The organism is Carboxylicivirga litoralis (assembly GCF_025499605.1).
Classification (GTDB): Bacteria; Bacteroidota; Bacteroidia; order Bacteroidales; family Marinilabiliaceae; genus Carboxylicivirga; species Carboxylicivirga litoralis.
On sequence record NZ_JAFMVC010000011.1, the window covers coordinates 128214 to 154964 of the forward strand.

The window sequence follows — 26751 nt, forward strand, 5'->3', positions numbered from 1 at the left end:
TGTCTGTTAATTAATAGTATTAAACCCAGTATTTGCTTTTTTTCTGGTAAGTGTAGATTAAAATATAGGCCAAAATTTGAAGCTGAAGTATCACCAAGCCCTCAAATTGATCTGCCCAGTTTAAGGGTTTAATGACAAAGTATAATGCCCAGGAGACACCAACGGCTTTTACCATTGAATCTGCTCTAAGATGTGTAAGAAATTCATCTTCAACTTTTTCTTTGGATAAGATGTAAATCAATAAGCTTAGGATGGAGCCTGCAAGTCCAATCCATTTGAGTTGATTTTGTTCTTCAACACTGAATATGAGTTCTTCTTGAGCAGCGTGAGTGTTTCTTAAATGAGATGGAGTTTTTCCTGTAAGTCCAGCCATAAAATCATCCACGCCGCTAAGCGTGGTAATGAAAAAGAATACGAGGAATATGGCAATGCCAACTTTTCGCATAAAATAGGGTAGATAAGTCTTCATAGTTTGTCATTAAGTAATTAATACACGACCAAAAGTAAAATAAACATTACACAATGACAAGTGTTATTGGCTTTTGTTAGAAAGGTTTCGTTAAAGAAATGTTTGGTAGAACTAGTTAATCGTGCAGTCAAACTGAATTTTAACATCGTCGTCAATGACAAAAGTATCTTTGCCACCAACCTCAAAATCAAGTCTGTTAAGTGTTAATTCTCCCTTGAAGTGTTTGTTGCTGTATGCAAATGGGATACTGATGGCTTTTGAAATGCCTTTCATGGATAAAATACCATTGGCAATAAAAGTGCTGTCGGAGTTAATATAGATATCATTCGATTCGAAGCGAATTTGGGGGTAGAGTTCGGTGTGAAAAAACTTTTTGCTTTGCAAGACTTCGTCTCTTTTCTTAACACCGGTATCAATGGTGGCAATATCAATGCTCAGGCATACGTCCCCTTTGTTTTCAAGTGTTGGAGTCAGGTGAATATTCCCTTTAAAGGTTGTAAAATGCCCATTAACAGTATGTACATTAAAGTTCTTAATCTGAAATTTTATAAACGATTGGGTGGCATCGACATTTTGAGCGGAGATGCCAGTAACACAAAGGATAGTGAAAATTATTGCAGCGAATCGGTTCATAATTACATGGGTTCCTTTAATAATATGCATAGAGGTATTGGGTTCGTTATAGTTATGAACGCTTATGGCTTACGAATAGTTTCGGACCAAAACTTCATTAATGGCACCTCGCTTGGCCGCATTGGAGTTAATGGCGCGCGTGGCTTTTACGATGTGAATATCAAACATTGTATAAAGCTCATGAATAACTGGAGTAGAGGAGTTTGACAGTAAGAAATGCACGCCTTTTTCATCGAGTCGAATACAGGCATCACGCAGGCGCACTTGCTCTGCTAAATCGAAACCGCCTTGCACATAACCAGTGAAGTTAGCGCTGTTGGAAACCGGAACATAAGGAGGATCGAAATAGACAAAATCGCCTTTCCGGGAAGTTTCAATGGCCGTTTCAAAATCGCCATTAAGAATGGTGATATCATTTGAATTTAAGTATTGGCTCACGGCCCGAATGGTTGTGTCATTAACAATATTCGGATTTATATATTTTCCAAAAGGCGAATTAAACTCACCAGCGCTGTTAACGCGATACAGCCCGTTATAACAGGTTTTATTCAGGTAGATAATGCGTGAGGCCTTTTTAATGGAAGATAGTTTCTTAAACGATGCTTTCCGGTCCAATTCGCGAATTTGATAAAAATACTCCGATTCGTTTTTGTGACGTTTTAAATCGTCAATCAGTTCCTCAGGATGGTTTTTAATAACCTGGTATACATTGATCAACTCCGCATTAAAATCGTTGATAATGGCTTTTTGTGGTTGGATATCGAACAATACGGCTCCTCCACCTACAAAAGCTTCGTAATAGTGGTTAAAGTCCGTTGGCATGAGCTTGGTAATAGCCGACAATAGTTGGCGTTTTCCGCCAACCCATTTTAAAAAGGGCGCTATCGTTTGGTTCTTGCTCATTTTGTGGCTGCAAAGTAATAAAAAAAGCAGAACCACTTTCGTCATTCTGCCTTTTTGAAATATGTTATTTGCTGATTGTTTATCCTAGAAACATATCGGAGAACTCCTGCTCAAAGAAGAATTCTTCAGCTCCAAATGCTGGTTTTAAATCATCCATCCAAAGTGCTTTTTCGTCGTACTTGGCAAAGAACGGACGAGCCACCCAGTTGCTTTCGCGACCCTGGATAAACTCAAGGCAGAATGCTTTTTCGCCTTTCACTTCTGTTACTCCAACTATGCGCACTTTTCCAGGTGTGCACGACATGCTTGGTCCGCGCACTGTTCGGCAAATACCGCTAACTTTTTGGTAGGCTTTCTGGAAAATCTGCCAGGCATCAACCAATGAAACACCAAAGTATTTCTGTGCGCCTGTGTCACGAGCAATAAACATGTAGTAAGGAATCAAACCTAAACTCACTTGCTTTTGCCACATGGTTGACCAAATTTCGGGCTTGGCATTGATGTTATTTAATAACGGCGATTGCGTACGTATTTGAGCACCCGTTGCTCTAATCTTTTTAATGGCTTCCTGAACAGCTTCGGTCTCTAACTCACGGTAGTGATTAAAATGTGCCATAAAGGCTAACGAAATACCGGCATCAGTTACTTTCTTGAATGCACCTAATACCTCTTCGGCATCGCTATCGGTTAAATAACGGTATGGCCAGAAACCTAACGTTTTTGAGCCAATGCGGATATTCTTTAAATGCGGGATATTTGCTTCAACTAAAGCTGTTAAGTAGGCATCCAGCATTTTACCTTTCATCACCATTGGATCGCCCCCGGTAATTAATAAGTCGGTAATTTCAGGATGTTGTTTCAGGTATTCAATGACATAGTCAATTTCCTTCATGGCGAATTTCATTTCGTCCATGTTGGTAAATTGTGGCCAACGGAAACAGAATGTGCAGTAGGCATGACATGTTTGTCCCTGCGCTGGGAAGAACAACATGGTTTCGTTGTATTTGTGCTGAACACCCGTTAGTTTAACACCATTTAACTCAGGTACATTGTATTCCATTTGCCCGGCTGGGTGAGGATTCAATTTTTCACGAATCTTATTAGCTTCTTCTTTTATGGTTGCTTTATCGGCATCGCTTTTAAGAACTTCGGCCATATGATTGAAATCTTCCTCTTCCAACATACCTTTTTGAGGGAAGTTTAAGATGAAAATCGGGTCTTCCTTATAGTTATCCCAATCTATCAATTCGTCAACAACATAGCTGTTAGTTTTAAACGGCAAAACGGTTCCAACCACTTCAATGCTAAAAATGTCTTCTTCCGAAAGTCTTGCTATTTGCGGAATTTGTCGATAATTGTGCAGCGCATAAATCTTATACTTCATAAGCAATCTCCTTTTTTATTGATTCGGCAAATTTCGTGCGGAATCATTTGTTACTATTCCAAAACCGGCCATCTTAGAGAGTTGCTAACCTCCATTCCCACAGCAACATGACCGAAAGTTTCGGGGTGTTTATCATTACAAATGATGTGCCGCAAAAGTACAAAATTTAAAAATCAAATCAAAATTGTTAAACTTTCAGTTATTAATTCTTAAAAGTTTAATAATATCAGGTAGTTATCGCGCTTGAGTGTTAATGGTTTAAAAAAATGCTTACAATGATTAAGTATTTTTAACGAATTAGCTCGTTTCGATTGATATCGAGCTTTAAAAACACAAATAGTAACAATGTAAAACCCCATAAAGATGAACCTCCATAACTAAAGAATGGGAGTGGAATACCAATAACGGGAGCGAGACCAATAGTCATACCAATGTTAATGGCAAAATGGAAGAAAAAGATGGCAGCTACCCCATAGCCATAAACACGACTAAAGGTAGAGTGTTGTTTATCTGCCAGATATATTAAGCGCAGGAGCAAGGCTAAAAATAAGAGAACAACAGCTGTTGAGCCTGCAAACCCCCATTCCTCGCCAACGGTGCAATAAATAAAGTCGGTACTTTGTTCAGGTACGAAATTAAACTTGGTTTGAGTTCCTTGTAAATAACCTTTTCCGGTTAGTCCACCGGAGCCAATGGCAATTTTTGATTGATTGACATTATAGCCGGCACCAAGCGGATCCTGCTCTATTCCCAGCAGAACATTTATTCGTGTACGTTGGTAATGCGATAAAACATCTTCGAAAAAATAATCGGCAGAAACAGTTAGAATAATAGCACTCCAAAGGATTAATAAATAGGTTGGAATAAATTTATTAATGCGTTTGGCTATGGTTGTGTAAAGCAAATAAACACTAGTAACTAATATGGCTGGCATCAGCAAATACTCAAACTCTATGGTTAACTTCAAATAGGTATAGGCTGTATAGCTTAGGCCGAGTAAGATGGCTCCTGCAATAATAGCTTTAAATAATTCTGCTCTCGCCCCTTTAAAGTATAAGATAACCAGAACACTAACCACTATAAGGCCAATGATGGTGGCATTGGGTATCATTAGAGTGAGAGTTGCAACAATGCCAGCTATTATACCAAATGTTAAAATGTAACCCGTTAAGCCTTCGCGGTAGAAAACGATAATAAAAACGGTATAAACCAATGCCGAACCGGTATCATTTTGTAACAAGATTAACAGCATCGGGAAAAGAATAACGGCAGCGGCCTTCAGAATATCAGAGAGTTTCTTGAAGGAAAATCCATACCGGCTCAATGCTCTTGCTACCGCCAGGTTGGTGGCCATTTTTGATAATTCAGCCGGTTGAAAGCGAATTGGTCCAACCTCGAACCATGACTTGGCCCCATTTATCTCTTTACCAAAGAGCAGAACAACGATAAGCAGCAAAATTGTGATGCCGTAAAAGATATAAGCGAACTCTACGTAGAACTTACTGTCGGTAATCAGAATCATGCCAACAAACACGAGTGAAAAGCCTATCCATACCAATTGTTTAAAATACTCCTTACCGGTATCGAAGAAAACAGGATTTTCGGGATTAAAATTGGCCGCATAAATATTTAACCAGCCAAATAAAACCAAGAGGCTATATAGCCCTACTGTTATCCAATCAATGCTTTTATTGTAGTTTCTTGTCACCATGAATTAAGTCTCCTTCAAGCATTCGTTTTTCAGTCCATTTTCGATATGGTGTTGAAATGGTATCTGTTAAATATTTCTCAACCATCAAGCTCGCAATAGGTGCTGCCCAGGTTGCACCAAAGCCTCCATTCTCAACATAAACGGCAATGGCAATCTGTGGATCATCCTTAGGGGCAAAGGCCATAAAAATAGAGTGGTCGTCACCATGGGGGTTTTCAGCTGTTCCCGTTTTTCCACAGATACTAACACCAGGTATTTGAGCGATGCGAGCTGTACTTCCCGCGCCGCCCCACACAGCTAACTCCATACCATTAATAACAGGTGCAAAATGTTGCAGGTCAATGCCTGTTTCGTGTATCTCACTAAAACGGTCATCTATGGGTTCGTCTTCAATGTCTTTAATGATATGAGGAGTGAGGTAATGACCACGATTAGCCAGCATGGCGGCCATATTGGTCATTTGCAATGGGGTAAACAAAAGCTCCCCCTGGCCAATCGAAAGTGAGATAACGGTCAATGAGTTCCAGCTTTTGTTGTAATGCCTGTCAAAATAAGCGGAGTTGGGCACAAAACCTCTGTTTTCATTTTTAAAATCGGCCCCCAGCCTATATCCAAAACCAAATCTCACCAGATAATCTTTCCAGGCGTCGAACGCATCCTGTATATTATCATATTTAGGATTGTCCAGAATATCTCTGTATTCGAAACAGTAATAAGCATTGCACGAGTGTTGAATGGATTGTGATAAGTTAAGTGGCGACTCATGGTTGTGGCAACCAACTGAAAGGCCTCGTGCATGATAACCCATAAAGCATTCATGAGTAGTATAAGGTTTAAGTGTTCCTTCCTGCAAGCCAATTAAAGCATTAATGGTTTTAAAGGTAGAGCCGGGAGGAACCCGCGATTGAATAGCCCGGTTAAATAACGGCTTTAACGAATCGGTCGCTAACACAGGATAGTTTTGTGAACGATCGCGTCCAATCAATAATGAAGGGTCGTAATTAGGTGCTGAAACCAAAGATAGAATTTCTCCTGTTGCAGGTTCAATGGCTACAATGCTACCCACTTTGTTTTTCATCAGCTGTTCGCCGTATTGTTGAAGTTCAATGTCGAGCGAAAGTGTAATGTTTTTACCGGCAATGGCAGCCGTATCGTGGCGTCCTCCACGAAAAGCACCTTTTTCGCGGCCGTGCACATCTACAAGCATGTATTTAACCCCCTTTTTACCACGCAGCTGTTCTTCGTAGGTTTGTTCTATGCCACTAATGCCAACGTAGTCGCCTTGAGAGTAATAGCTTTGATTTTTCAGGTCTTTTTCACTTATCTCGCCAACATAACCCAAAACGTGTGCCGATGATGGGTATTCGTATTTGCGCAGAGTACGTCCTTGTACGAAGAAACCTTTGAATTTATATAGTTTTTCCTGGAATGAACCATATTGCTCGGCCGATAACTGCTTCATGAAAACGGACGGCTTATAGGTAGATATTTTGCGACTTTTAATATCAGCACGCATCTGTACAAAGCGTTCGCGCAATTGCTCAATGGTTAAATCCAGCGATTCGCAAAAATCAATAGAATCAAAGGGCACAATATCGCGGGGAACCACCATCACATCATATACCGCCTGGTTCGATACCAGCAATTTGCCATTGCGATCGTAGACCAGGCCACGCGATGGATATTGTGTTACCTGACGACGGGTATTACTCTCGGCCGAAATACTGTAAGATGTATCATACACCTGAAGGATAAAGAGCTTGCCAATAAATATCAAACCCAAACCCACCATGATGGTGGCAATTAACAGTGTACGATTATTAATTCCTCCCACAGCTTACCTCCCTTGTTTCTTACCCTGACTAAATAATTGTGCTACCAAAATTAATAGTATTGTTAAAGCAGAACTGCTAATGACGCGCAGAACTGTTGAGAAAAAATGCGTTAACGAAAATACTTCGATAAAGAATAGAAAAGTATGATGTCCGAGTACCAGAATGATGGAGTAGCGCAAAAACCACGAAACACCGTAATAACCCATGGTCGGTATGGTACCAGGTTGATATTCTTCACGCGGTGCAAACAAGCGAAGCACATAGGGGCGCAAAAAGGCCATAAACACAGTGGCTGATGCATGCATGCCCGGCGTATTACTAAATATATCGACCACCATACCGGATGAAAAACCCAAAAGAAGTAACAACCAGCCGGGTGTTTCAAACGGAAGCGTGATGATAAAAAGGATATACAAGTAGGGATTCACATATCCGCTTAACTGAATATTGTTGAGCACCAGCACCTGTATTAGTGTGAAGAAAACAAAATTAAATATGTAACGCGGCAGGTAACTAATCATCTTCGGTCTCCTTTTCTAGTGTTAATTGTTCATCGCGCGAAGTGTGTCCTATCACTTCTACAAAAGCCAGGCTCTTAAAATCGACCGATAACTTAACCCGTATACGGTAGAAACTGGCTCCTTTCTCCAATTCAACATTTTCTACATTACCCAATAAAATACCTTCGGGAAATACTGATGAATAGCCACTGGTTACGACCAAATCGCCCACATTGACATGTGCGTGACGCGGAATATCCAATAAATAAACGTGCTGATAGGCTGTGCCATCCCATTCGAGCGAGCCAAAAAAGCCCGATTCTTTTAGCTTGGCTGATATTTTAAGGCGGGTATTAATAATTGATATTACTGTAGAGTAGTTGTCTGATACATTTTTGACGATACCTACAGCTCCTTTATTGGAGATAACACCCATTTCGGGTTCAATACCGTTTAATCGTCCTTTATTAAGGGTGATATAGTTAAAACGTCTGTTGGTTGAGTTGTTAATTACACGTGCCGAACGATAAATATACTCCTGCATACTTGTTGAATCGTTAACCAGGTTAAAGTAGTCGCGCGAAGCACGGAACGATTCTGGCATGCGGCTGCGCAGATAAGCATTTTCGCGAGCCAGATCTTCATTTATTTCCCGTAGCATCAGGTATTCGGCACCTGCATTGTAGCGTTTAAAAATACCGCCCGAAACGGAGCTTGATGAGGATAGGAAAGAGGAGCGCTGGTAGGCATTGTAGTTAACAACGAGCAAAAGAGAAACTGCTTCAATAATAAAAAAGAGAATGGCAAAATGATATTTTATAATAAAGCGGATAAAGTCTCTCATGTAATTATTCTTTTTTACAAAAGAAGCAACTAGCTTCTAGCTGTTGGCTTTTAAAATGTTCTCGACTCCGCTCGAACAGCTGTTAAGTGCTCATCGAGCGGAGTCGAGATGAAATAGTTAAGGATCGCATTTTTATAAACAAGATGTCGATAAAGATGCGATCCTTAAACTTCTGCCTTATTACCTGATAAGGTATGGCAAAATACGATGACGGTTTTTCAGTGCAATACCCGTACCACGTGCTACCGCATGCAAGGGATCTTCGGCAATGTGGAACGGAATATTGATCTTATCCGACAAACGCTTATCTAAACCACGTAATAAAGCACCTCCACCAGCAAGGAAAATACCGTTTTTAACAATGTCGCTGTACAATTCAGGTGGTGTTTGTTCCAGGGCCGACAATACTGCTGTTTCAATTTTCGAAATCGACTTTTCTAAACAGTGCGAAATTTCCTGGTAGGATACAGGTACTTCAATTGGTAAAGCCGTCATCTGGTTAGGGCCCTGAACAATAAAGTCCTGTGGTGGCTCTTCCAGCTCCGGTAAAGCTGAACCTACCTGGATTTTAATTTCTTCAGCAGTGCGTTCACCCACCTTGATATTGTGCTGACGACGCATGTATTCCATAATGTCAGCTGTCAGGTCATCACCTGCAATACGAATGGACTTGTTCGTTACGATACCGCCCAGCGAGATAACTGCAATCTCGGTAGTACCACCACCTATGTCAACCACCATGTTACCTTCCGGAGCTTCCACATCTAACCCGATTCCTAAGGCAGCTGCCATAGGCTCGTAAATCATGTGTACCTCGCGGCCACCGGCATGCTCCGATGAGTCGCGTACCGCACGTATCTCAACTTCGGTACTGCCGGATGGAATACATACAACCATGGATAATGAAGGAGCGAAGAGGCGAGGCTTCTGATTAATCATCTTAATCATGCCACGAATCATTTGCTCGGCCGCGTTAAAGTCGGCAATTACACCATCGCGCAAAGGACGGATGGTATAAATATTATCGTGGGTTTTGCCGTGCATCTGGCGGGCCTTTTCACCAATGGCTTCCAGTTTGTCGGATTTGCGGTTCAGCGCTACGATGGATGGTTCGTCAACTACAATTTTATCGTTATGGATAATAATGGTGTTGGCTGTACCAAGGTCGATGGCTATTTCTTGCGATAAGAACGAAAATAGTCCCATTCAACTTATATTTTTAGTGTTTAAAATGACGTTTCCCTGTAAATAACATAGCCATGCCAAACTCGTTGCAGGCTTCAATAACTTCGTCGTCACGGATACTTCCTCCCGGCTCAACAATGTATTTCACACCGTATTCCTGTGCCGCTTCAATGCTGTCGCGGAATGGGAAGAAGGCATCGGAGATAACAACCGAGTTAGCAATGTCAACCCCTTCCTTCATGTTAAAGCGAGGCATGGTTAACTGACGCATGCTGTCTAAACGGTTAGGTTGTCCCATACCCGCACCAGTTAGCCAGAACGAACCATCGGCCTGTTCTGTCACTACCGCAATGGCGTTACTTTTAAGGTGCTTACAAGCGGTGATGCCAAACTTGGCCAATTCCATTTTGGTGGCATCAAATTGCTTGTCGGTTACGTTTTTAAAATCTGAATCCACACCTTCATCTTCATCCTGAACTAAAATGGCACCACTTACCGAGCGAATCAACTTTTCACCCGTGATCTCATTTTTGATAGGCGTTTCCAATAAACGAAGGTTTTTCTTCTTGCCGAAAACTTCTAATGCTTCAGGTGTATATGCCGGAGCAATGATGATTTCAACAAAGCGCTTGGCAAACCATTCAGCTATTTCACCGGTAACGGTATCGGTAAAACAGATAATACCACCAAAGGCAGAAATTGGGTCACCGGCCCAGGCCAGCTCCAACGATTTCATAATGTCGTTCGTTACGGCCAGTCCGCATGGGTTTAAGTGCTTCACCACCGAAACAGCTTGTTTGCCTTCGATGTGAGCTACCGAGTGGTAGGCATCGCTACAAGCTTTCCAGGCCGCATCGGCATCCAGCATATTGTTATATGAAAGTGCCTTACCTTGCAATACATTGGCATTGGCCAACGAAGCACCTTCTTTCACATTGTTGTATTTGTAGATAGTAGCTTTCTGGTGTGGGTTTTCACCATAACGCAATACATCGCCGTTGTTAAGGCTGATGCGCTCCATGTCTTCTTTGTCTTTGTTGAAGAAGTTAGAGATGGCTGAATCGTAGTGCGACGAAACACCAAAGGCAGCTGCAGCAAATTTGAAACGATCTTCTAATGATGATTCACCATTCTGCTCTTTCAAAATCGCCAATAAGTCGGCATATTGGTCTTTTGAAGGAACGATGATTACATCTTTGTAGTTTTTAGCAGCGCCGCGAATCAATGAGATACCACCGATATCAATCTTCTCGATAATATCCTGAAGCGGTGCTCCCGAAGCAACGGTTGCTTCAAACGGATAAAGGTCAACAATCACCAAATCAATCTCAGGAATTTCGTATTGAGCTAACTGCTCTAAATCACCTTCATTATCACGGCGGGCCAAAATACCTCCAAATACTTTTGGGTGCAATGTTTTAACACGACCACCTAAAATAGATGGGTAGCTGGTTAAGTCTTCAACGCGCTCACAAGGCACGTCTAAACCCTCGATAAAAGCCTGTGTTCCTCCTGTTGAATAGATAGTTACTCCCTGTTCATGGAGCGTTTTGATGATTTCGTCCAGTCCGTCCTTATGAAAGACGGAAACCAATGCCGATTTTACCTTTTTTAAAGTATTCATTTATATCCGTTTAGTTCTTTCACGCAAAAATAAGAAAATAAGCAATGCCAACAAGGTGCTTGAGCTAATTAAATTAGAACGATTTTAGATTGGGAAAGGGTGTTCTATTTAGCACAGAGATGCAGGGGCATGGAGATATTTTTTATTACGGTGCAAAATGGAGTAACCTTGGGCGCATATTATTGTGGATGACAAGATTTTATCATTACATCTGAGCCTTTCCGTTTTGACGGAGTAAATATTTATTTAACACCTCTTCCCAGCCTTTCCGCTCTGGCGGAATAAATCCTCCTCAAGGAGAAGGAGTAGAGTACGTTGCATAGCAGAGAACTTTAATCAAGTCTGCAGGCTTTCAATGGTCCGCGCTCCCTCTCCTTGTAGCTACTCTTTATACGCTTTATTGTAAAATAGAATTATAGTATTAACGGTATCAATGTGTTATCGCCGAAAATACACCTCTCCTCAATCCTCTCCTCCAGGAGAGGAAGAGCTAATCTGGGAAGAGCAGTGCATTAAAGAAGAGGCTATTGCCTTTCAAAGGGCGGTCTCCTTCTCCTTCAGGAGAAGGTCGGGATGAGGTGATTATTTTTTGTATAATGCATTAAATACATGGATATTGAACAATAATACAGGTAAAGGGTAGCTCCTGTTAGGAGAGGACTGAGGAGTGGTGTTTAGTTATCTTAAAAATGAATGATGCAAAGCACACCTGCGGTTATAAATTGCTATATTCGGTTTTCCTGAACTAAAGGCTATGAAATATAAACTAAAACTCGCACACGATTTAAACCTGGAACAGTTGAAAGCAAAAATAGACGCAGGCTACCGCTTTAAGGTTTTTCAGTATTGCTTTTCGCCCATTTTTGCGACTTATTTTCCTTTTTCACCAGCCTTCTTAATAAAAGATATCACCGACGGCAAAGCACACATGAAGAAATATAACTGGATATCTGCCGTGTTTGGTTGGTGGGGTATATATGGAGCTTTATATACCATTAGGGCCCTTAAGCTGAATGCCAAAGGGGGGCTGGATGTAACGGAAGATGTTATGCTGAATATTACTGAAGAAGACCTTCAAAACAAGTGTGTTCACTTGCGCGAAACAACCCTTTTGTACCGAACACCAGCCCGCAGTGATATTAAAACCATGTCGAAGCTGGTGCGTGATTATACCTACGATTATAATCTGAAAGAATGCTACGCGGCCTGGTCATTAGAGTACGATAATGTGTTTTGTGTTGGACTGAAAACCGACAATGATTTTGAGAAGTATGCTAACGCTTTTCATCAACATTTGAGTAAGAAGTTTTATAAGCACATACAAATCGACCTTATTGATTTAAATGAAGAAGTGGAGAGGGCGATGCAGCTGCGTAAGCAAGGTGTAACCGTAATTACACGTTAGACATTCTTTATAGGTCCTTATAACATTGCAATGCTATTGCACGCAGCGTTAGTTGAAGTGCTGCCTTTATTTTTTCTTTTTCTGGTGTACAAAATTATAGAGATTAAGCAAACCTGCCCAATAGCCTGGTGATTGAATCGCTATTGGTTGGGGCAGTAGAATAGCTTACTTGCTTAAATTCGTACCAGAGATAGTCATAAATACCAAATGGATTGTGTTGGTGAAAAGGAAAACGGGGGATGCCCCATTTATCTGGGTCAAACCAGCTGCCTTCAATTAAATTTGATTCAATAGTTTGGCTAATAAATTCTAATGATAATGAGTTGGGATTGGAGAATACCTGTTCACCAAAAGTTTTGTAATTACCTTCGTCGCGATAGAGGTATTCGAATTTGATATTCTGCATTTTTTGTTGACGAAACTACATAGATATAATAGTTGTGTCAACGGACTATGAGTCACATTAGATTAATTTTGTTGTTCGAATATGTTTTCCTGATGCCATCTAATAAACTCCTGTTTTGGTAGGTACTTTTCAGGCAGCGTAATTCTTTGATTCTCTATTTGACCAAAGTGAGAATTGAAGAATTCTCTAGTTGAGAAATCTTTAAGATTTGAAGATATTATAACTTTATAGGCCTTGTCGAGAGTAATAAGTCCCTTGTCAAAAGCTTTATCGTATAATGCTGAAAAGCAAATGCCGTTCGAAGGATTTAAACGATTTCTTTCATCTTGCGCCCAAGGTTTAATGTGGCTGGCAATTAAGAGTGATGGGATTGAAATCCCAGTTATCGCACATGTTGAGTTGTAATTTGTAAGCACAACTTCCCTAAAAAAATGCTGATTGACCCTCGTTTTAATATAACTTGTGCGCTCTTTACCTTTAAATGAATTAAGGATTGGTAGTTTATCTTTGTATTTTTCTTCGATAGGCCTGTTCTCTAATTGAGCAATAATATTCTCACTCTCAAAAACCAATTCTTCCTGATTGCTATAAAATTCATCGAATATTTCACGATCAGCTTTGGCTGCATTAGTCATTCCTTTTATTCCTCTTGCTTGAAGTATTGGATCAAAACTTGCAAAGTTTGAGAGCTTTAGTCCAACTGCACTAGGTGTTCTGTTAATTAGTTGAGCTAAAGCAACAATTTTAGGATTTCTTTGATGAATTTGTCCGAATGGTATTTGTAGGTATAAATTGAAAGCAGCAATTAGTTCTTGACGTGTCCAGTTTTTACGAGTCATTGTTAAGAATTTGAAGGTAGAATCAAACCAAAGATAATATATATGTTTATTAATGGTGTTCCTGCTTGTCGATTAATTCAACAAGTATTAACTAAAAGGGGCAAAGTATAATATTACATCTATGTTACTGTTTAAGGTCTGTAGCTGAATAGTATTTAAATGTAATGGTTATTCGGCCTTCGCAAATTGAATAAGTTGTGGATTGTTCCGAAGACAAAAGTTTTCAGTTCTTTTTGAGTAAAATTCGAATATACGCATTCGTGTCAACAGATAATAAATCGCATTTCCGGCCTGGTATCTTTCCCCTTAATTTGGCTCATATTGAACGAGCGGGTATCTTTATCGTGCACATCCATCTATCCTCAAAGTTACATCTTTCTTTTTCTCTGTGTTCATTGTGGTCTCTGCCCTTAAAACGCATATATGACAAAACTCATCTGGTTACCATAAGATATTTTTATAACTTGGAGTTTCGTTTAACCAGAAAAACCAACCCCATGATTAAGAAGTGCTTGATACTCGAGTGTCAAAAGAAGATACAGCGCATCGCTTACGAACAAATCTACTATTTCCACTATCAGGATGGCGCCATCACCATTCATCTGACCGGCAATAAAACGGTGTTGCATTGCTTGTGTTTAAAAGACCTTGAGGCTAAACTTCCCGTTTGCTTTACACGTCTTAACCGCAATGTTATCATCAACCTCAATCATGTGTCGGCCTATTTTAAGGCATCGCAAAAAGTGGTGATGGAAAATGGGCAGGAGTTTGACGTGTCGCGTCGTAATATTGTGTTTTTAATGGAGAAGTTATTGGCATAGAGTAAGTCAGAGTGAATTCAAAATCAAAGCCTTAAGTTCGTCAGTATTCTACAATATTTAAATGCAAAGCCGTTCAGTTTTTGACACTTCCTCTCCAATAACACCTCTTTACCAATATTATTGTTTAATGTGTTATACTCTTTTCAATCACCTCATCCCACCTTTTCCGCTCTGGCGGAATAAATCCTCCTTCAGGAGAAGGAGTAGTTTTTTGGATGGCAGTTGACTATGATTAAAAGTACAGTCCTTCGAGTTATGCACTTCCTCTCCTGGTAGGAGAGGACTGAGGAGAGGTTGTTTAACAAACAGTTTTAGAGGTTTGGTTTCCACGTCATGCGATAATCACTTCATCCACCCTTTCCGCTCTGGCGGAATAAATCCTCCTCAAGGCGAAGGAGCAGAGCATTCCGGCAGTGTGCTACAATAATTAAATACAGAGCCGTGCAGTTTTCTACACTTCCTCTCCTGAAAAGAGAGATGATTTTTTTTAAACCACTTCTCATATAAAATGCATAAACGCTGCTAACCACTTATTTCAGTATAACTGCCATTTATCCATAAAGCTCTGCCGCTTATGCAGGTTTTCGAGCCATTGTTAATCAGCAACAGACTATCAACTTAACTTGTGTGGTGTTTTATCGCACCTGCACAATGAAAGTTATAACAAAAACATGTAATAATAACGTTAATCAGTACACGAAAACAGACTCTCCATTAGTTGTAACAGTGTCGCAGTGTATTGTAAGGCTGGCGCAATGGATTTCCCCATCGGCGCAGTGGAACGTCCCGATTGCTCAACCGATTTTCCCATGCTCTCATATGGTTGTATCCATCGCGCAATCAATTTCCCCGTGCTCTCAGTCAATTTTCCCTATTGCGCAACGCATTGTAAGGGTTGCGCATGCATGGTACCGGATAAAAACAGATATTTTAAATTAAACCTAATAGATATGTCAAAACGACTTTTTAAATCAGAATCTAAATTCTTAGAGAAATCGCGTACAGCTATTACGAATGCCGAATCGAATCCGCTTATAAAAGCAGCACTTGCCGATTACGGCTTAGGTGAGGAGCAGATGGTGCATGGCAGGCAGCTATACAATTCGACCCAAAACATGTGGGACACGAATATTAAAGAAGATGCCGAGTCAACAGAGGCTTCGTTGGCCTATTCGACAACTTATAATAAGTTACAGACCTTATTTAAAGTCCATCGCGATAAAACTTTGATTTTCTTCAAACTAAAACCCGAATTATTGGCTAAGCTGGGCGTTAAGGGGAGTTTCCCTCGCAAGTACAACGATTTCTTCGATAAGGTTCGTCAGTATTATACCACTATAAAAAGCGATGCAGCCATACAGGCAGAGTTGGATAAAATTAAGGTTACGGCTGATATTGTTGATGAATGCCTGGTATTGCTAGAAGAACTTCTGGCTAAACGTTCGCATTTCGATAAAGAGCTTGCCGAATCGCAGGATATGACAAAAAGCAAAAATGCTGCTTTATTAGCCCTTAAAGAATGGATGGATGAATTTTATATTATAGCTAAGGTGGCTCTATACGACCAGCCTCAATTGCTTGAAGCACTTGGTGTTTTTGTCAGAAGTTAATTTCAGCTCGTGTAATTATTTTGCTAAACCTGTCAGTATTCCCAACCCTGACAGGTTTTTTTGTTATTACCTCACCCCGGGCTTTCCGCTCTGGCGTAATAAATCGTCATTAAGGGCTGACTTTGAAGTTTTATTGAATAAGAAAATAAGGTCTAACACCTCATCCCACCCTTCTCCTCAAGGAGAAGGAGTTGAGTGAATTGGATGGCAGTTGGCTATGATTAAAAGAGCAGACTTTCAGAGTTGCTCACATCCTCTCCTGCCAAGAGAGGACCGATGAGAGGTGTTTTAATAAACGCCTTAATAAAATGACATTTCAGTTTTGAAGTTGTTATTTCTTCTCTCTTCTAAATAAAAACACCTCATCGCACCCTTCTCCTCAAGGAGAAGGAGTTGAGTGAATTGGATGGCAGTTGGCTATGATTAAAAGAGCAGGCTTTCAGAGTTGCTCACATCCTCTCCTGGTAGGAGAGGACCGATGAGAGGTGTTTTAATAAACGCCTTAATAAAATGACATTTCAGTTTTGTAGTTGTTATTTCTTCTCTCTTCTAAATAAAAACACCTCATCGCACCCTTCTCCTCAAGGAGAAGGAGTTGAGTGAATTGGGTGGCAGTTGGCTATGATTAAAAGAGCAGACTTTCAGAGTTCAGCACTTCCTCTCCTGTTGGAGAGGACCGAGGAGAGGTGTTTATTTTAATCCTCCTGAATATTCAGTACCTTGAAGCCTATGACACAAGAAAATTTTGATAATCTTTTTTACGGTGCCTCGGCTAAAATCAGGGAAAATGCAAAATTGTTACGAAAGGAATTAACAACGGCGGAAAAAGTTTTGTGGAATAAACTTCGCAATCGTCAGTTGAATGGTTTGAAGTTCAGACGCCAGCATCCAATAGATATATTTATCGCTGATTTCTATTGTCATGAGAAAAAGCTCGTTGTTGAAGTAGACGGGCAGATACACAACAAACAGAAAGAATATGATGAAGGTAGAACTGCTGAGTTACAGCGTTTAGGTGTTTCTGTTATTCGTTTTACAAATGAGGAGGTTGAGAATCATGTAAGAGATGTGTACCAAAGGATATTAACGTTTTGTGAGGACTTGTGAAAAGTATTTGTAACACCTCATCCCAACCTTCTCTTCAAGGCTACTCTTTATACGCTTTATTGTAAAATAGAATATAGTATTAATGGTATCAGTGTGTTATCGCCGAAAATACACCTCTCCTCAATCCTCTCCTTTAGGAGAGTAAGTGCTAATCAGGGAAGAGCAGTGCATTAAAAAAGAGGCTATTGCCTTTCAAAGTGCAACCTCCTTCTCCTCAAGGAGAAGGAGTTGAGTGAATTGGGTGGCAGTTGGCTATGATTAGAAGAGCAGACTTTCAGAGTTCAGCACTTCCTCTCCTGGTAGGAGAGGTGTTTTAAGGATTTTTTTAATTAATAGTAGAAATGGTTTCACCATTTCCTGCTTAACTGGCGTTCTTCAACCTCTTGTCTGATGACTTCATTAATATTTACATCAGTGTCTTGAAAAACACAGATGGATGCGCCATACTCTCGTGCATACGAATTAGCAATTGAATCGGCCACATAAGCCACGTTGAAATATTGCGCTGTCTCTCTGAATTCTTCTTCTACAACGGATGCGCTAATCACGCGTACTAATTGTGTATATGGCTTCTCGAGCTCAAACCAATTGACATAATCGGCGTTAAAAGATACTGCACGGATACCTTGCCTGCCATAAAAGTTAACAGCACCGGCTTGTCCATAATTGTCACATAACACAAGGGTTGAGGGCTGGTTATCCAGATGGCTGTGGACGGCATCCAATTTTTGTGCCAACTCTTGCCAGCCCAGCATATCCGCAAAATCTTGAGGTAACTCATGGTCTTTGCCATCTTCCCAACGCAAAAGTCCCATTTCTTTATATCGGCTTTGGTTGGTCATGATATACTCAGGCGTTTTATTGGGGTACAAGACATCGTATGTATAAACAAAATAAAATATGGGAGATGCTAATAAGAAGGCATAAGCCATCTGTCCCCATCTTTGTCGAAACCACCTCGAAATATAAACCGAACCCACTGCAATGTATATCGGATATAAGCCAATGGCATAATAATCTTTGGCTTTTAAGTAAGTGTATAATGTCAGTACAATTATCATTAACCAAAAAAGTGAACGAAACTTGTTAAACGGTTTGTAAAACCACAAACTCCAGAGGCCAGCCACTATCACAAACAGGGAGCCGGTAAAAAACAATGGCTGTGTGCTTAAGAATGTCAAGCGATTAACGTTAATCAACTGGGTGGAGGCCAGTTCATTCATATGGTGTAATACCGGGAAACCATTTTGATATTGCCAGATAAGATTTGGTGCTACGAGCAATAAGGCTAGTCCGCCAGCCAGGTATAATTCCCTCCTTAAGAATATCGTACGTTGTGGGCTTAATAGCAATGCCGGTAATAAGCCCAACATTAAAAAAGCCATGTTGTATTTATTAAGAAAACCGAATGCTAAAACTATTGCTAATGCGTAAAGATATTTTGGTTGTTCATCTTTCAGGTAACGGATAAGGAAATATGAAACCAGTGTCCAACATAGTACATCAAAGGAGTTGGGCTGGTAAAGCGTATTAAGGCGTAACAGTACTGAAAACAACACCCCAAAACCGCCTAATAATTTGGCTCGCAGGTCACCACCTAAATATTTGATGCTACGCCAAACTACCATGAGAGTCAATGCGCCGAACAGAGCCGGAAAGAACTTCACCCAAAACACCCCGTTTCCCAAAAACTTTATCACCAGTGATATCCATGAAGTAAAAGGCGGGACAGAGTGATAGCCCCAAGCCAGATGATTAGCCTGGTCGAGATGGAGGTATTCATCGCGGTGTAAATCGTATGCGCCATCTATCAATGTATATTGAAGGATAAATTTGGCCAGTACCAGCAAGAGTAAAAGTATTGTGTCTTTGGCTTTCATTTATAGGTTATTGGATGTTGAGTTGTTAAAGATAAGTATTTCAGTAATATGCGAAATCACTTATTTACAAGAGAGTTAATAGTATTTGTTCGAACCAGGGTTACTAGTTTTTTCATGTGTTATAACCTCATCTCACCCTCCTCCTCAAGGAAAAGAAGTAGTATGTTGGAGGGCAGTTGGCTATGATTAAAAGTACGGTCCTTCAGAGTTGCGCACTTCCTCTCCTGCCAGAGCTGGTCCCGCATTTCGGGAAGAGGACTGAGGAGAGGTGTTTTAATAAAAGTCTTAAAAATGAAATTTCAGTTTTGTAGTTGTTATTCCTTCTCTCTTATAAAAAAACACCTCATCCCAACCTTTCAGCTCTGGCCACAGCTAGTTCCACATTGCTGGAAGTGGACCGGGAAGAGGATTTTTTATAGTTCAGTTCCTTTATTTATACTTTGTACGATATGCTTCGAACTTCTACCTTATTAATTACCGAGCACTGTGCGCTAAGCGCTTTTTTATTACTAAAATTTTAGCGCTCTGTACTCCGGACTTCGGACTTTTTACTAATGACGCACTGTGCACTTTGCACTAAACACATTTTCGATTATCTTGCTTCTTCAAATAACACCAGCCCATGATTCTCGTATATAAATTTTTTAAAGAGAGTTTTCTTTTCGCTTTGAATGCCTTGCGCACCAATGTGCTGCGCACTATTCTGACCTTATCGGGTGTAACAATAGGCATCTTTTCCATCATATCAGTCTTTACTTTAATCGATTTTTTGGAGAAGCAGGTGCGCGAAAGCATAGAGTCATTAGGCAATAATGTGGTGTATATTCAAAAGTGGCCCTGGACGCCTCCTGAGGGTGAAACAGAGTATCCGTGGTGGCGTTATATGAACCGCCAGGTACCATCGTTGGAAGATTACGAGCAAATCAAACGCCGTTCGCAAATTGCCGAAGATGTATCTTACGTGATGTCGTCGCAAAAAATGCTGCAATACGAAGATAATTCCTACGATAATGTAGCAGTGATGGGCGTATCCGATGGTTTTGATAATATATGGACTTTTGAAATTGCCGATGGCCGTTACTTCTCACCCTATGAGAGTAATAGTGGTATAGCGGTGGCCGTAATTGGGGCTGAGATAGCGGAGCAACTCTTTCAGGGCACCGACCCCATTGGCAAGCGCGTAAAAATGATGGGGCGCAAGCTGATGGTGATAGGGGTGATGTTGCGCACCGGTTCCGATATTTTTGGTAACAGCCTCGATAAGAATATTATTATACCAGTGAAGTATGCACGTAACCTGTTTAACCTGCGCAGTGAATCGGTTAATCCGATGATTCTGGTGAAAGGAAAGGAAGGGTACACCTCCGATGATATGGTGGATGAACTCACTGGTGTGATGCGGGCCATCCGACGCATTAAACCCAGTGGAGATAACGATTTTGCGCTTAACCGCATAAGTCTGATTCAAAAGAATTTTGATAGTCTTTTTGATTTTATCGATTTGGCGGGGTGGTTTATTGGTGGTTTCTCCATTTTGGTAGGAGGTTTTGGTATTGCCAACATTATGTTTGTGTCGGTCAAAGAACGAACACGGATTATTGGTATTCAAAAAGCATTGGGAGCCAAACGCAAATTTATTTTGCTTCAGTTCCTGATTGAAAGCACAGCCCTTTCGTTGTTGGGCGGATTAGCTGGTTTGCTGATTGTGTTTGGAATTGCTATTTCCATTAGTCTTATTACTGGATCAGAGATGGCACTGACCTTGCTTAATATTATGAAGGGAATAGGTATTTCTTCTGTTATTGGGGTAGTATCAGGCTTTATTCCTGCCTGGAAAGCATCGAAGATGGATCCGGTGGAAGCTATCAATGCTTTGTAAGAATATCTACGGAGAACTGACAAGGGTTATAGATGTCCTAAACAAAACCTCCATCTTCTTTTTTATTTTATTGTCAAGAAGTCTAACATCTAATAATCTTATAGTATGAACCTATTATTAATATCCAATTCAACCATGGCCGGTGAGGCCTACCTTGATTACCCAAAGCACAACATAGCTGATTTTCTTGGTAAAGAAAAAGTAAAGTGCCTGTTTATTCCTTATGCCGGAGTCACCGTTTCGTTCGATGATTATGAGGCCAAAGTCAAAAGCCGTTTTAATGAGGTGGGGCACGATGTGGTGTCAATCCACCATTTCGATGATCCGGTAAAAGCAGTTGAAGAAGCTGAAGCCATTGTGGTAGGCGGAGGCAGTACATGGCGTTTATTACGCATGATTCATGATAACAAATTAACAGAGCCAATTCGTAAGAAGGTATTGGGTGGAACAAAGTATATTGGCTGGAGTGCAGGTTCTAACCTGGCTTGCCCAACCATTAAAACCACTAACGATATGCCTATTATCGATCCGCTTGGGTTTGATGCGCTTAATTTGATTCCTTACCAGATTAATCCACATTACCTGGATGCCAACCCGGAAGGTCATGGAGGTGAGACACGCGAAGAACGGATTATGGAGTTTTTAGTCGTTAACCAGGAAACAACCGTGGTGGGCTTGCGCGAAGGGTGCATGTTTACTTATAATGATGGAAAAATTGGATTCATTGGCCAACGGCCATTGCGCGTCTTCCAATATGGTAAAGAACCATACGAAGTACAACCCCATGAGAGTTTTGAGTTTTTAGGACAGTAATTATTGTAATATAAGAAATAACTAAGCCCTGTTCATCACCTGATGAGCAGGGCTTTTTTCGATCATTATTGTATTCAAGAGTGTCCTAAAACGAAGTTTAGTCATCGAGTTACTCCAGAGATTGATCTACTCTTTATACACTATATTGTTAAGTGTTAAAATGCAACTTAGTTATCCATAGCCCTCGGTGCCGGGCAGGCATTATCTCAGTGAACGGTTTCTTTTCATGTTTTTGAACATTCTCGTTCTTGTATGCTCATGGCGACTAGTGTATGGGTATATGCTATTTAATTATGCCCTTTACCTGTTAAGACAATTCTACTTAATTTATTCAATAGCTATTGAGTAGCCAATAGAGCTATGAGGAGAGCAATTTTTGAAAACAATTGTTAAACTCCTTCTTAATTTGCTAACAAATGTAAATATATAGAAACTGGCATGTGTTTTGCTTTTCAGGGCACAGAACATTAAAAATTAGGAAACTATGAAGGACTTTTTCAAGACTTATAAAAATGACATTCCTGCAGGATTGGTAGTGTACCTGGTTGCTTTGCCATTGTGTTTAGGAATTGCATTAGCGTCAGGCGCACCGCTGTTCTCTGGTGTCATCTCTGGCATCATCGGTGGTATTGTAATTGGATTTATGTCCGATTCAAAATTAAGTGTTAGCGGACCCGCAGCCGGATTAACCGTTATTGTGTTTTCTGCCATTGCAACCTTGGGTTCGTTCGAAGCCTTTTTGCTGGCTGTATTTATCTCTGGTGTTATCCAGTTGATTTTAGGTTATGCAAAGGCAGGTGTTATTGGCCACTTCTTTCCCAGTTCAGTAATTACGGGGATGTTAACGGCCATAGGCTTGAGTATTATTCTGAAGCAGATTCCACATGCCTTTGGTTACGATCTAACAGGTATCGATACGGCAGCTTTTGAAGATAAGTATGGACATAATACTTTCTCGGAGTTGTATTATATGATTGCCGGAATACTGCCTGGAGCAGTCATCATCAGTGTGTTATCGATGGTGATTCTATTTGCATGGGATGGTAAGTTGATTAAGAATCACTCCGTACTAAAACTGATTCCTGCGCCATTGTTGGTAGTTCTTTTAGGAGTTGGATTAAATGAAGGATTTAAAGCGTTTGCACCAGCATTGGCATTGGGGTCTACTCATTTGGTGTCGTTGCCCGAGATGAGTGGTTTCAGCTCGCTGGTTAATGAGTTGCGTTTTCCTCAATTAAGTGCTATTGCTAATCCCGATGTGTGGGTAGTGGCCTTTACAATTGCTATTGTTGGTAGTCTGGAGTCACTGTTAAGTTTGGATGCATCAGATAAAATTGATCCTAATAAACGTATTTCATCTCCTAACAAGGAGTTGAAGGCGCAAGGTTGGGGTAATATGTTGGCCGGATTGGTTGGTGGTTTGCCTATGACAGCGGTTATTGTGCGAAGCTCTGCTAATGTTAATGCAGGTGGTAAAGGCAAAATGTCTGCGGTTTTTCATGGTGTATTATTATTACTAAGTGTATTATTCTTTGCACCGTACTTAAATTACATTCCGTTATCGGCTTTGGCAGCAGTTTTGATTCATGTTGGTCTGAAGCTTAATAAGCTATCTATTTATAAAAATGCCATTAAGCAAGGAGCCAATCAGTACATACCGTTCTTTGCAACTATTATCGTGATATTGTTGACCGACCTGTTAAAAGGTATCAGCTTTGGTATTATAATCGGATTTATATTCGTTTTGAAGTCGAATTTCCGTTCAGGTATTACAGTTTCTAATATTGGAAATAACTACATGATTTCAATTTCACGTAACTTGTATTTCTTCAATAAAGCACAGTTGCGTAGAACGCTGCAGCATCTGCCCGAGAATATTAACCTGTTAGTTGATGGTACCGAAGTTGATTTTATCGATAACGATATCTTGACTGAAGTAGAGGATTTTTGTGAAGGTGCAGGCGATAAAGGGATTAATGTTACCATCAAGCAGAGCGAAACGGCACTTGTTCCAATGTTCAGGAAAGAAGCTGCCTAATGTTTAACTCATTAAAACGATGTAAGAATGAAATCATATGATCAAATATTTTTAGCCAATCGTGCCTGGGCTCAAAGCCTTAAAAGTGCCGATAAAGAGTATTTTCAAAAGATGGCTCTCGGGCAAACGCCTAAGTACTTTTGGATTGGATGCGCCGATAGCAGGGTGTCAGAAACAGTAGTCACCAAAAGTCAGTTGGGCGAACTGTTTGTGCATCGCAATGTGGCTAATCTGGTAAATGAAAATGATACTAACCTGTTGGCATCGTTACGATATGCAATTGATTACCTGAAGGTGAAGCACATTGTTGTTGCAGGTCACTACAGTTGTGGTGGTGTAAAAGCAGCTTACGATGGACTGGAAGATCCATACATAACAGATTGGGTGAGCGATATCAAAAGTACTTTGAATGCAAATGGGAAAGAGATTGAAGCAATCGAAGGAGATATGAATCGTATCGATCGCCTGGCCGAACTGAGTATTATGAAACAAGTGGATAAGCTGGCGTCGATGGATTTAATTAAAGATGCGTGGGCAAGGGGACAACGCCTGTTTATTCATGGGTGGATTTTTGACCTGTCAACGGGGGAGTTGAATTCACTAAAAGAGATTCATCCGGATGATATGATTCAATAATAGCAGTTTAGTTTTACTTTTCGTTTAAGGGTTGTCATTTGCATGGCAACCCTTTTATGCTTCCAACATTCATATGATTTTTTCAAGATTTCTCTCTCTTTGTGTAAGAAGAGCGCCTGCGGTCATCATTTATAATTTGTAATGAGTTTCATGTTTCACCATATTACTACAATCAACGATCCCGTATTTATGGAGCTATGGGAGTTGTATGAGAAAGCTTTTCCTCTTTTGGAAAGACGTACATTGACTTTACAGAAGCTGATATTAAATCATCGATCTTATTATTGTAATGCGATTTTTATTGATAACCAATTCGTAGGTTTAATATTATGGTGGCAATTAGGTGATGTTATTTATATCGAACATTTTGCAATCGAAGAAGAAGTCAGAGGGAACGGTATAGGGATGGATGTGTTGGAAGCTTTTAAGAATAAAGCAGGCAAACGAATAATTCTTGAGGTGGAGTTACCCACAACAGAAATAGGCCGGAGGCGGATAGAATTTTATCAACGAGCAGGATTTAGTTTAAATACCTATAAGTATTTCCAGTTGCCATTGCGACCTAAAGCAAAAAAGGTTGAGCTTTTACTAATGTCTTATTCCGAAACATTATCTCTACATGAATTTAAAGAGTTTACAGGTTCATTCAGAAACATCTGTTTTGAACCGTTTAAGCACTTGATTGATGTTAATGAGATGCAGTGAGTCGAACGCTATTGGGTTGTTGAGCTATTTATTAAACCGGTCAACAATAACTGCACAAGCGGCATCACCTGTAATATTAAATACAGTCCTCAGCATATCAAACACGCGATCTAAGGCATATAATAGTGGTAATCCCGAAATGGGGATGTCGGCTGAAACTAAAACGGCCACCACTAATAATGAAGGTCCGGGTACGCCTGCCTGACCTATTGAGCCAACTGTTGAAGTAACCACAATGGCAACGTATTGAGCAAATGTCAGGTCAATTTCAAAAAGTTGAGCAAAAAACACCGCAGCCAGTGCATAATACAAAGCACTACCAGTCATGTTGATGGTGGCGCCGAGTGGTAACACAAATCCCGATGTAGCTTTACTTACTCCCAGCTCTTCTTCACAAACTTCCATGTTCACGGGCAATGTTGCCATCGATGACCTGGTTGATAAAGCAACGATTTGTGCTTTGGTCATCTTTATAAAAAATTGCCTGATGGAAGCTTTTGAAAAAAGTTTCAGAGTGAGTGGATAAAGTACTAATAAAATAAGGGCGCCTCCCAGCAGGTTAACCCACATCAAGTCCAGCGCCATTGTTAATAAGTCAAAACCAAAAGCACCAATAGATGAAGCCATCAGCCCAAATACACCAACAGGAGCTGTCCACATGACGATTTTAATCATCCAGATAAGAGCTTCAATAATGTAGTTCATTCCATTCATTAAGGGTGTTTTCTTTTCAGTAGGTAACGTCGAAATGCCAATTCCCAGGAATAGCCCGAAAAAGATGATTTGAAGAATATTGCCTGTAACAAGCGATTCAATAGGATTTTCAGGAATGATGGTGATAATGGTATCCCAAAAAGTAGCATTTGGATGTGCTTGGGTTTCTTGTTGAGGAAACATTTCAACCACAGTGGCATGGTCCAAGCCTTTGCCCGGAGCAAAAACTTCTCCAAGAAATAAGCCAAGCGAAACGGAAATCACGGTTGTAATCAAAAAATAGGCAATGGTGCTGATCCCAATTTTACCAGCAGATTTGGTAGCACCCAATGAGGCTGCCCCTGAAATAATGGAGATGGCCACCAAAGGTACAACCAGCATTTTTATTAATTCGATGAAGATATCGCCTAGAGGTGCAAACATTGCTGCTTGGGGTCCCATAAAAATACCAATTGCTGTTCCGACCAACATGGCAACCAAAATCTGGAATCCCAAGTTTTTGATTAATTTCCTAAAATTCATAGTTAAAGTATTGATTAAAAAGCGAAAAGCTAATTTCGTTACTTTTTTGTTAGGATTAAAGCTTTTAAGGCGGATAATAATATTTGAAAAAAATGAAATTTATTATTCTTTTGTTAAAGGCAGAAAAAGAGGAGTTTAGATAGAAAACTAATAATTGACCACAAAAAACTTTGTCTTACGATTTGGTTCTTCCAAAAATACTCCCTTATTTTGCACCCGCTTTTGAGAACAACGGTTCATCTGAAAAGCAAGGGTGGTAAGGGTTTCGGCGCTTATTGTTACGTAATG

At 40.3% G+C, this 26751-nt stretch carries 24 protein-coding genes; 9 read left to right on the plus strand and 15 right to left on the minus strand.

The window, feature by feature from the left end:
- Positions 1 to 19: 19 nt before the first annotated feature.
- The 10 genes from J1N10_RS12000 to purH all read right to left on the minus strand — a co-directional run bounded on the left by J1N10_RS12000 (position 20) and on the right by purH (position 11088).
- Positions 20 to 469, minus strand: coding sequence for a hypothetical protein (locus J1N10_RS12000; RefSeq protein ID WP_262326952.1), 450 nt, complete (start codon positions 467 to 469; stop codon positions 20 to 22).
- Positions 470 to 580: 111 nt separating this feature from the next.
- Positions 581 to 1102, minus strand: coding sequence for a YceI family protein (locus tag J1N10_RS12005; RefSeq protein ID WP_262326953.1), 522 nt, complete (start codon positions 1100 to 1102; stop codon positions 581 to 583).
- Between the two features lie 69 nt (positions 1103 to 1171).
- On the minus strand, positions 1172 to 2005 hold the full coding sequence (locus J1N10_RS12010) for a DNA adenine methylase (protein ID WP_262326954.1): 834 nt from the start codon (positions 2003 to 2005) through the stop codon (positions 1172 to 1174).
- A gap of 79 nt (positions 2006 to 2084) precedes the next feature.
- A complete protein-coding gene (locus tag J1N10_RS12015) occupies positions 2085 to 3389 on the minus strand; it encodes a KamA family radical SAM protein (RefSeq protein WP_262326955.1) in 1305 nt (434 codons plus the stop codon).
- A 289-nt stretch (positions 3390 to 3678) separates the two neighbouring features.
- Complete coding sequence (gene rodA / locus J1N10_RS12020) at positions 3679 to 5100, minus strand: rod shape-determining protein RodA (protein WP_262326956.1); 1422 nt, start codon at positions 5098 to 5100, stop codon at positions 3679 to 3681.
- A complete protein-coding gene (mrdA, locus tag J1N10_RS12025) occupies positions 5078 to 6934 on the minus strand; it encodes a penicillin-binding protein 2 (protein WP_262326957.1) in 1857 nt (618 codons plus the stop codon). Before mrdA ends, rodA begins: the two co-directional genes overlap by 23 nt.
- Positions 6935 to 6937: 3 nt before the next feature.
- Positions 6938 to 7456, minus strand: coding sequence for a rod shape-determining protein MreD (gene mreD / locus J1N10_RS12030; RefSeq protein WP_262326958.1), 519 nt, complete (start codon positions 7454 to 7456; stop codon positions 6938 to 6940).
- Positions 7449 to 8279, minus strand: coding sequence for a rod shape-determining protein MreC (gene mreC / locus J1N10_RS12035; protein ID WP_262326959.1), 831 nt, complete (start codon positions 8277 to 8279; stop codon positions 7449 to 7451). Before mreC ends, mreD begins: the two co-directional genes overlap by 8 nt.
- Before the next feature lie 180 nt (positions 8280 to 8459).
- Positions 8460 to 9485, minus strand: a complete 1026-nt coding sequence (locus J1N10_RS12040) for a rod shape-determining protein (RefSeq protein WP_262326960.1) — start codon at positions 9483 to 9485, stop codon at positions 8460 to 8462.
- A gap of 13 nt (positions 9486 to 9498) precedes the next feature.
- Positions 9499 to 11088 carry a bifunctional phosphoribosylaminoimidazolecarboxamide formyltransferase/IMP cyclohydrolase gene (gene purH / locus J1N10_RS12045; protein ID WP_262326961.1) on the minus strand — a complete coding sequence of 530 codons (1590 nt, stop codon included), beginning with the start codon at positions 11086 to 11088 and terminating at the stop codon, positions 9499 to 9501.
- A 754-nt stretch (positions 11089 to 11842) separates the two neighbouring features.
- On the opposite strand from purH, the gene J1N10_RS12050 reads away from it, so the two are divergent.
- On the plus strand, positions 11843 to 12493 hold the full coding sequence (locus J1N10_RS12050; protein ID WP_262326962.1) for a hypothetical protein: 651 nt from the start codon (positions 11843 to 11845) through the stop codon (positions 12491 to 12493).
- A 103-nt stretch (positions 12494 to 12596) separates the two neighbouring features.
- Here J1N10_RS12050 and J1N10_RS12055 read toward each other — a convergent pair whose 3' ends face one another.
- The 3 genes from J1N10_RS12055 to J1N10_RS21325 all read right to left on the minus strand — a co-directional run bounded on the left by J1N10_RS12055 (position 12597) and on the right by J1N10_RS21325 (position 14094).
- Positions 12597 to 12899 (minus strand): hypothetical protein, encoded by a 303-nt coding sequence (locus J1N10_RS12055; protein WP_262326963.1) that lies wholly within the window; start codon positions 12897 to 12899, stop codon positions 12597 to 12599.
- A 62-nt stretch (positions 12900 to 12961) separates the two neighbouring features.
- Complete coding sequence (locus J1N10_RS12060) at positions 12962 to 13738, minus strand: HNH endonuclease (protein ID WP_262326964.1); 777 nt, start codon at positions 13736 to 13738, stop codon at positions 12962 to 12964.
- A gap of 263 nt (positions 13739 to 14001) precedes the next feature.
- Positions 14002 to 14094: a hypothetical protein gene (locus tag J1N10_RS21325; RefSeq protein WP_410053447.1), complete on the minus strand. Its 93-nt coding sequence runs from the start codon at positions 14092 to 14094 to the stop codon at positions 14002 to 14004.
- A 141-nt stretch (positions 14095 to 14235) separates the two neighbouring features.
- Between J1N10_RS21325 and J1N10_RS12065 the strand changes: the two genes are divergently transcribed.
- The 3 genes from J1N10_RS12065 (at position 14236) to J1N10_RS12075 (ending at position 17276) form a co-directional block, all read left to right on the plus strand.
- Positions 14236 to 14559, plus strand: a complete 324-nt coding sequence (locus tag J1N10_RS12065) for a LytR/AlgR family response regulator transcription factor (protein ID WP_262326965.1) — start codon at positions 14236 to 14238, stop codon at positions 14557 to 14559.
- A 950-nt stretch (positions 14560 to 15509) separates the two neighbouring features.
- On the plus strand, positions 15510 to 16169 hold the full coding sequence (locus J1N10_RS12070) for a hypothetical protein (RefSeq protein ID WP_262326966.1): 660 nt from the start codon (positions 15510 to 15512) through the stop codon (positions 16167 to 16169).
- Between the two features lie 729 nt (positions 16170 to 16898).
- Positions 16899 to 17276, plus strand: a complete 378-nt coding sequence (locus J1N10_RS12075) for an endonuclease domain-containing protein (protein WP_262326967.1) — start codon at positions 16899 to 16901, stop codon at positions 17274 to 17276.
- 347 nt (positions 17277 to 17623) lie between these two features.
- On the opposite strand, the gene J1N10_RS12080 is transcribed toward J1N10_RS12075, so the two are convergent.
- Complete coding sequence (locus tag J1N10_RS12080) at positions 17624 to 19156, minus strand: glycosyltransferase family 39 protein (protein WP_262326968.1); 1533 nt, start codon at positions 19154 to 19156, stop codon at positions 17624 to 17626.
- A 622-nt stretch (positions 19157 to 19778) separates the two neighbouring features.
- Between J1N10_RS12080 and J1N10_RS12085 the strand changes: the two genes are divergently transcribed.
- From J1N10_RS12085 to J1N10_RS12105, 5 genes are all read left to right on the plus strand, one after another.
- The gene (locus tag J1N10_RS12085) at positions 19779 to 21035 is read left to right on the plus strand and encodes an ABC transporter permease (protein ID WP_262326969.1); all 1257 of its coding nucleotides are present in this window, start codon (positions 19779 to 19781) and stop codon (positions 21033 to 21035) included.
- A gap of 105 nt (positions 21036 to 21140) precedes the next feature.
- The gene (gene pepE, locus J1N10_RS12090) at positions 21141 to 21848 is read left to right on the plus strand and encodes a dipeptidase PepE (protein ID WP_262326970.1); all 708 of its coding nucleotides are present in this window, start codon (positions 21141 to 21143) and stop codon (positions 21846 to 21848) included.
- A gap of 484 nt (positions 21849 to 22332) precedes the next feature.
- The gene (locus J1N10_RS12095) at positions 22333 to 23886 is read left to right on the plus strand and encodes a SulP family inorganic anion transporter (protein ID WP_262326971.1); all 1554 of its coding nucleotides are present in this window, start codon (positions 22333 to 22335) and stop codon (positions 23884 to 23886) included.
- Positions 23887 to 23913: 27 nt separating this feature from the next.
- The gene (locus J1N10_RS12100; RefSeq protein WP_262326972.1) at positions 23914 to 24522 is read left to right on the plus strand and encodes a carbonic anhydrase; all 609 of its coding nucleotides are present in this window, start codon (positions 23914 to 23916) and stop codon (positions 24520 to 24522) included.
- 150 nt (positions 24523 to 24672) lie between these two features.
- Positions 24673 to 25227 carry a GNAT family N-acetyltransferase gene (locus J1N10_RS12105; protein WP_262326973.1) on the plus strand — a complete coding sequence of 185 codons (555 nt, stop codon included), beginning with the start codon at positions 24673 to 24675 and terminating at the stop codon, positions 25225 to 25227.
- Positions 25228 to 25251: 24 nt separating this feature from the next.
- Here the strand turns inward: J1N10_RS12105 and J1N10_RS12110 are convergent, their stop codons facing one another.
- On the minus strand, positions 25252 to 26463 hold the full coding sequence (locus J1N10_RS12110; protein ID WP_262326974.1) for a dicarboxylate/amino acid:cation symporter: 1212 nt from the start codon (positions 26461 to 26463) through the stop codon (positions 25252 to 25254).
- Positions 26464 to 26751 lie beyond the last annotated feature (288 nt).

Coding starts and splice junctions, on each gene's coding strand:
- J1N10_RS12000 (WP_262326952.1), bottom strand. CDS start 469: ATGAAGACTTATCTACCCTATTTTATGCGAAAAGTTGGCATTGCCATA.
- J1N10_RS12005 (WP_262326953.1), bottom strand. CDS start 1,102: ATGAACCGATTCGCTGCAATAATTTTCACTATCCTTTGTGTTACTGGC.
- J1N10_RS12010 (WP_262326954.1), bottom strand. CDS start 2,005: ATGAGCAAGAACCAAACGATAGCGCCCTTTTTAAAATGGGTTGGCGGA.
- J1N10_RS12015 (WP_262326955.1), bottom strand. CDS start 3,389: ATGAAGTATAAGATTTATGCGCTGCACAATTATCGACAAATTCCGCAA.
- rodA (WP_262326956.1), bottom strand. CDS start 5,100: ATGGTGACAAGAAACTACAATAAAAGCATTGATTGGATAACAGTAGGG.
- mreD (WP_262326958.1), bottom strand. CDS start 7,456: ATGATTAGTTACCTGCCGCGTTACATATTTAATTTTGTTTTCTTCACA.
- mreC (WP_262326959.1), bottom strand. CDS start 8,279: ATGAGAGACTTTATCCGCTTTATTATAAAATATCATTTTGCCATTCTC.
- J1N10_RS12040 (WP_262326960.1), bottom strand. CDS start 9,485: ATGGGACTATTTTCGTTCTTATCGCAAGAAATAGCCATCGACCTTGGT.
- purH (WP_262326961.1), bottom strand. CDS start 11,088: ATGAATACTTTAAAAAAGGTAAAATCGGCATTGGTTTCCGTCTTTCAT.
- J1N10_RS12050 (WP_262326962.1), top strand. CDS start 11,843: ATGAAATATAAACTAAAACTCGCACACGATTTAAACCTGGAACAGTTG.
- J1N10_RS12055 (WP_262326963.1), bottom strand. CDS start 12,899: ATGCAGAATATCAAATTCGAATACCTCTATCGCGACGAAGGTAATTAC.
- J1N10_RS12060 (WP_262326964.1), bottom strand. CDS start 13,738: ATGACTCGTAAAAACTGGACACGTCAAGAACTAATTGCTGCTTTCAAT.
- J1N10_RS21325 (WP_410053447.1), bottom strand. CDS start 14,094: ATGGATGTGCACGATAAAGATACCCGCTCGTTCAATATGAGCCAAATT.
- J1N10_RS12065 (WP_262326965.1), top strand. CDS start 14,236: ATGATTAAGAAGTGCTTGATACTCGAGTGTCAAAAGAAGATACAGCGC.
- J1N10_RS12070 (WP_262326966.1), top strand. CDS start 15,510: ATGTCAAAACGACTTTTTAAATCAGAATCTAAATTCTTAGAGAAATCG.
- J1N10_RS12075 (WP_262326967.1), top strand. CDS start 16,899: ATGACACAAGAAAATTTTGATAATCTTTTTTACGGTGCCTCGGCTAAA.
- J1N10_RS12080 (WP_262326968.1), bottom strand. CDS start 19,156: ATGAAAGCCAAAGACACAATACTTTTACTCTTGCTGGTACTGGCCAAA.
- J1N10_RS12085 (WP_262326969.1), top strand. CDS start 19,779: ATGATTCTCGTATATAAATTTTTTAAAGAGAGTTTTCTTTTCGCTTTG.
- pepE (WP_262326970.1), top strand. CDS start 21,141: ATGAACCTATTATTAATATCCAATTCAACCATGGCCGGTGAGGCCTAC.
- J1N10_RS12095 (WP_262326971.1), top strand. CDS start 22,333: ATGAAGGACTTTTTCAAGACTTATAAAAATGACATTCCTGCAGGATTG.
- J1N10_RS12100 (WP_262326972.1), top strand. CDS start 23,914: ATGAAATCATATGATCAAATATTTTTAGCCAATCGTGCCTGGGCTCAA.
- J1N10_RS12105 (WP_262326973.1), top strand. CDS start 24,673: ATGTTTCACCATATTACTACAATCAACGATCCCGTATTTATGGAGCTA.
- J1N10_RS12110 (WP_262326974.1), bottom strand. CDS start 26,463: ATGAATTTTAGGAAATTAATCAAAAACTTGGGATTCCAGATTTTGGTT.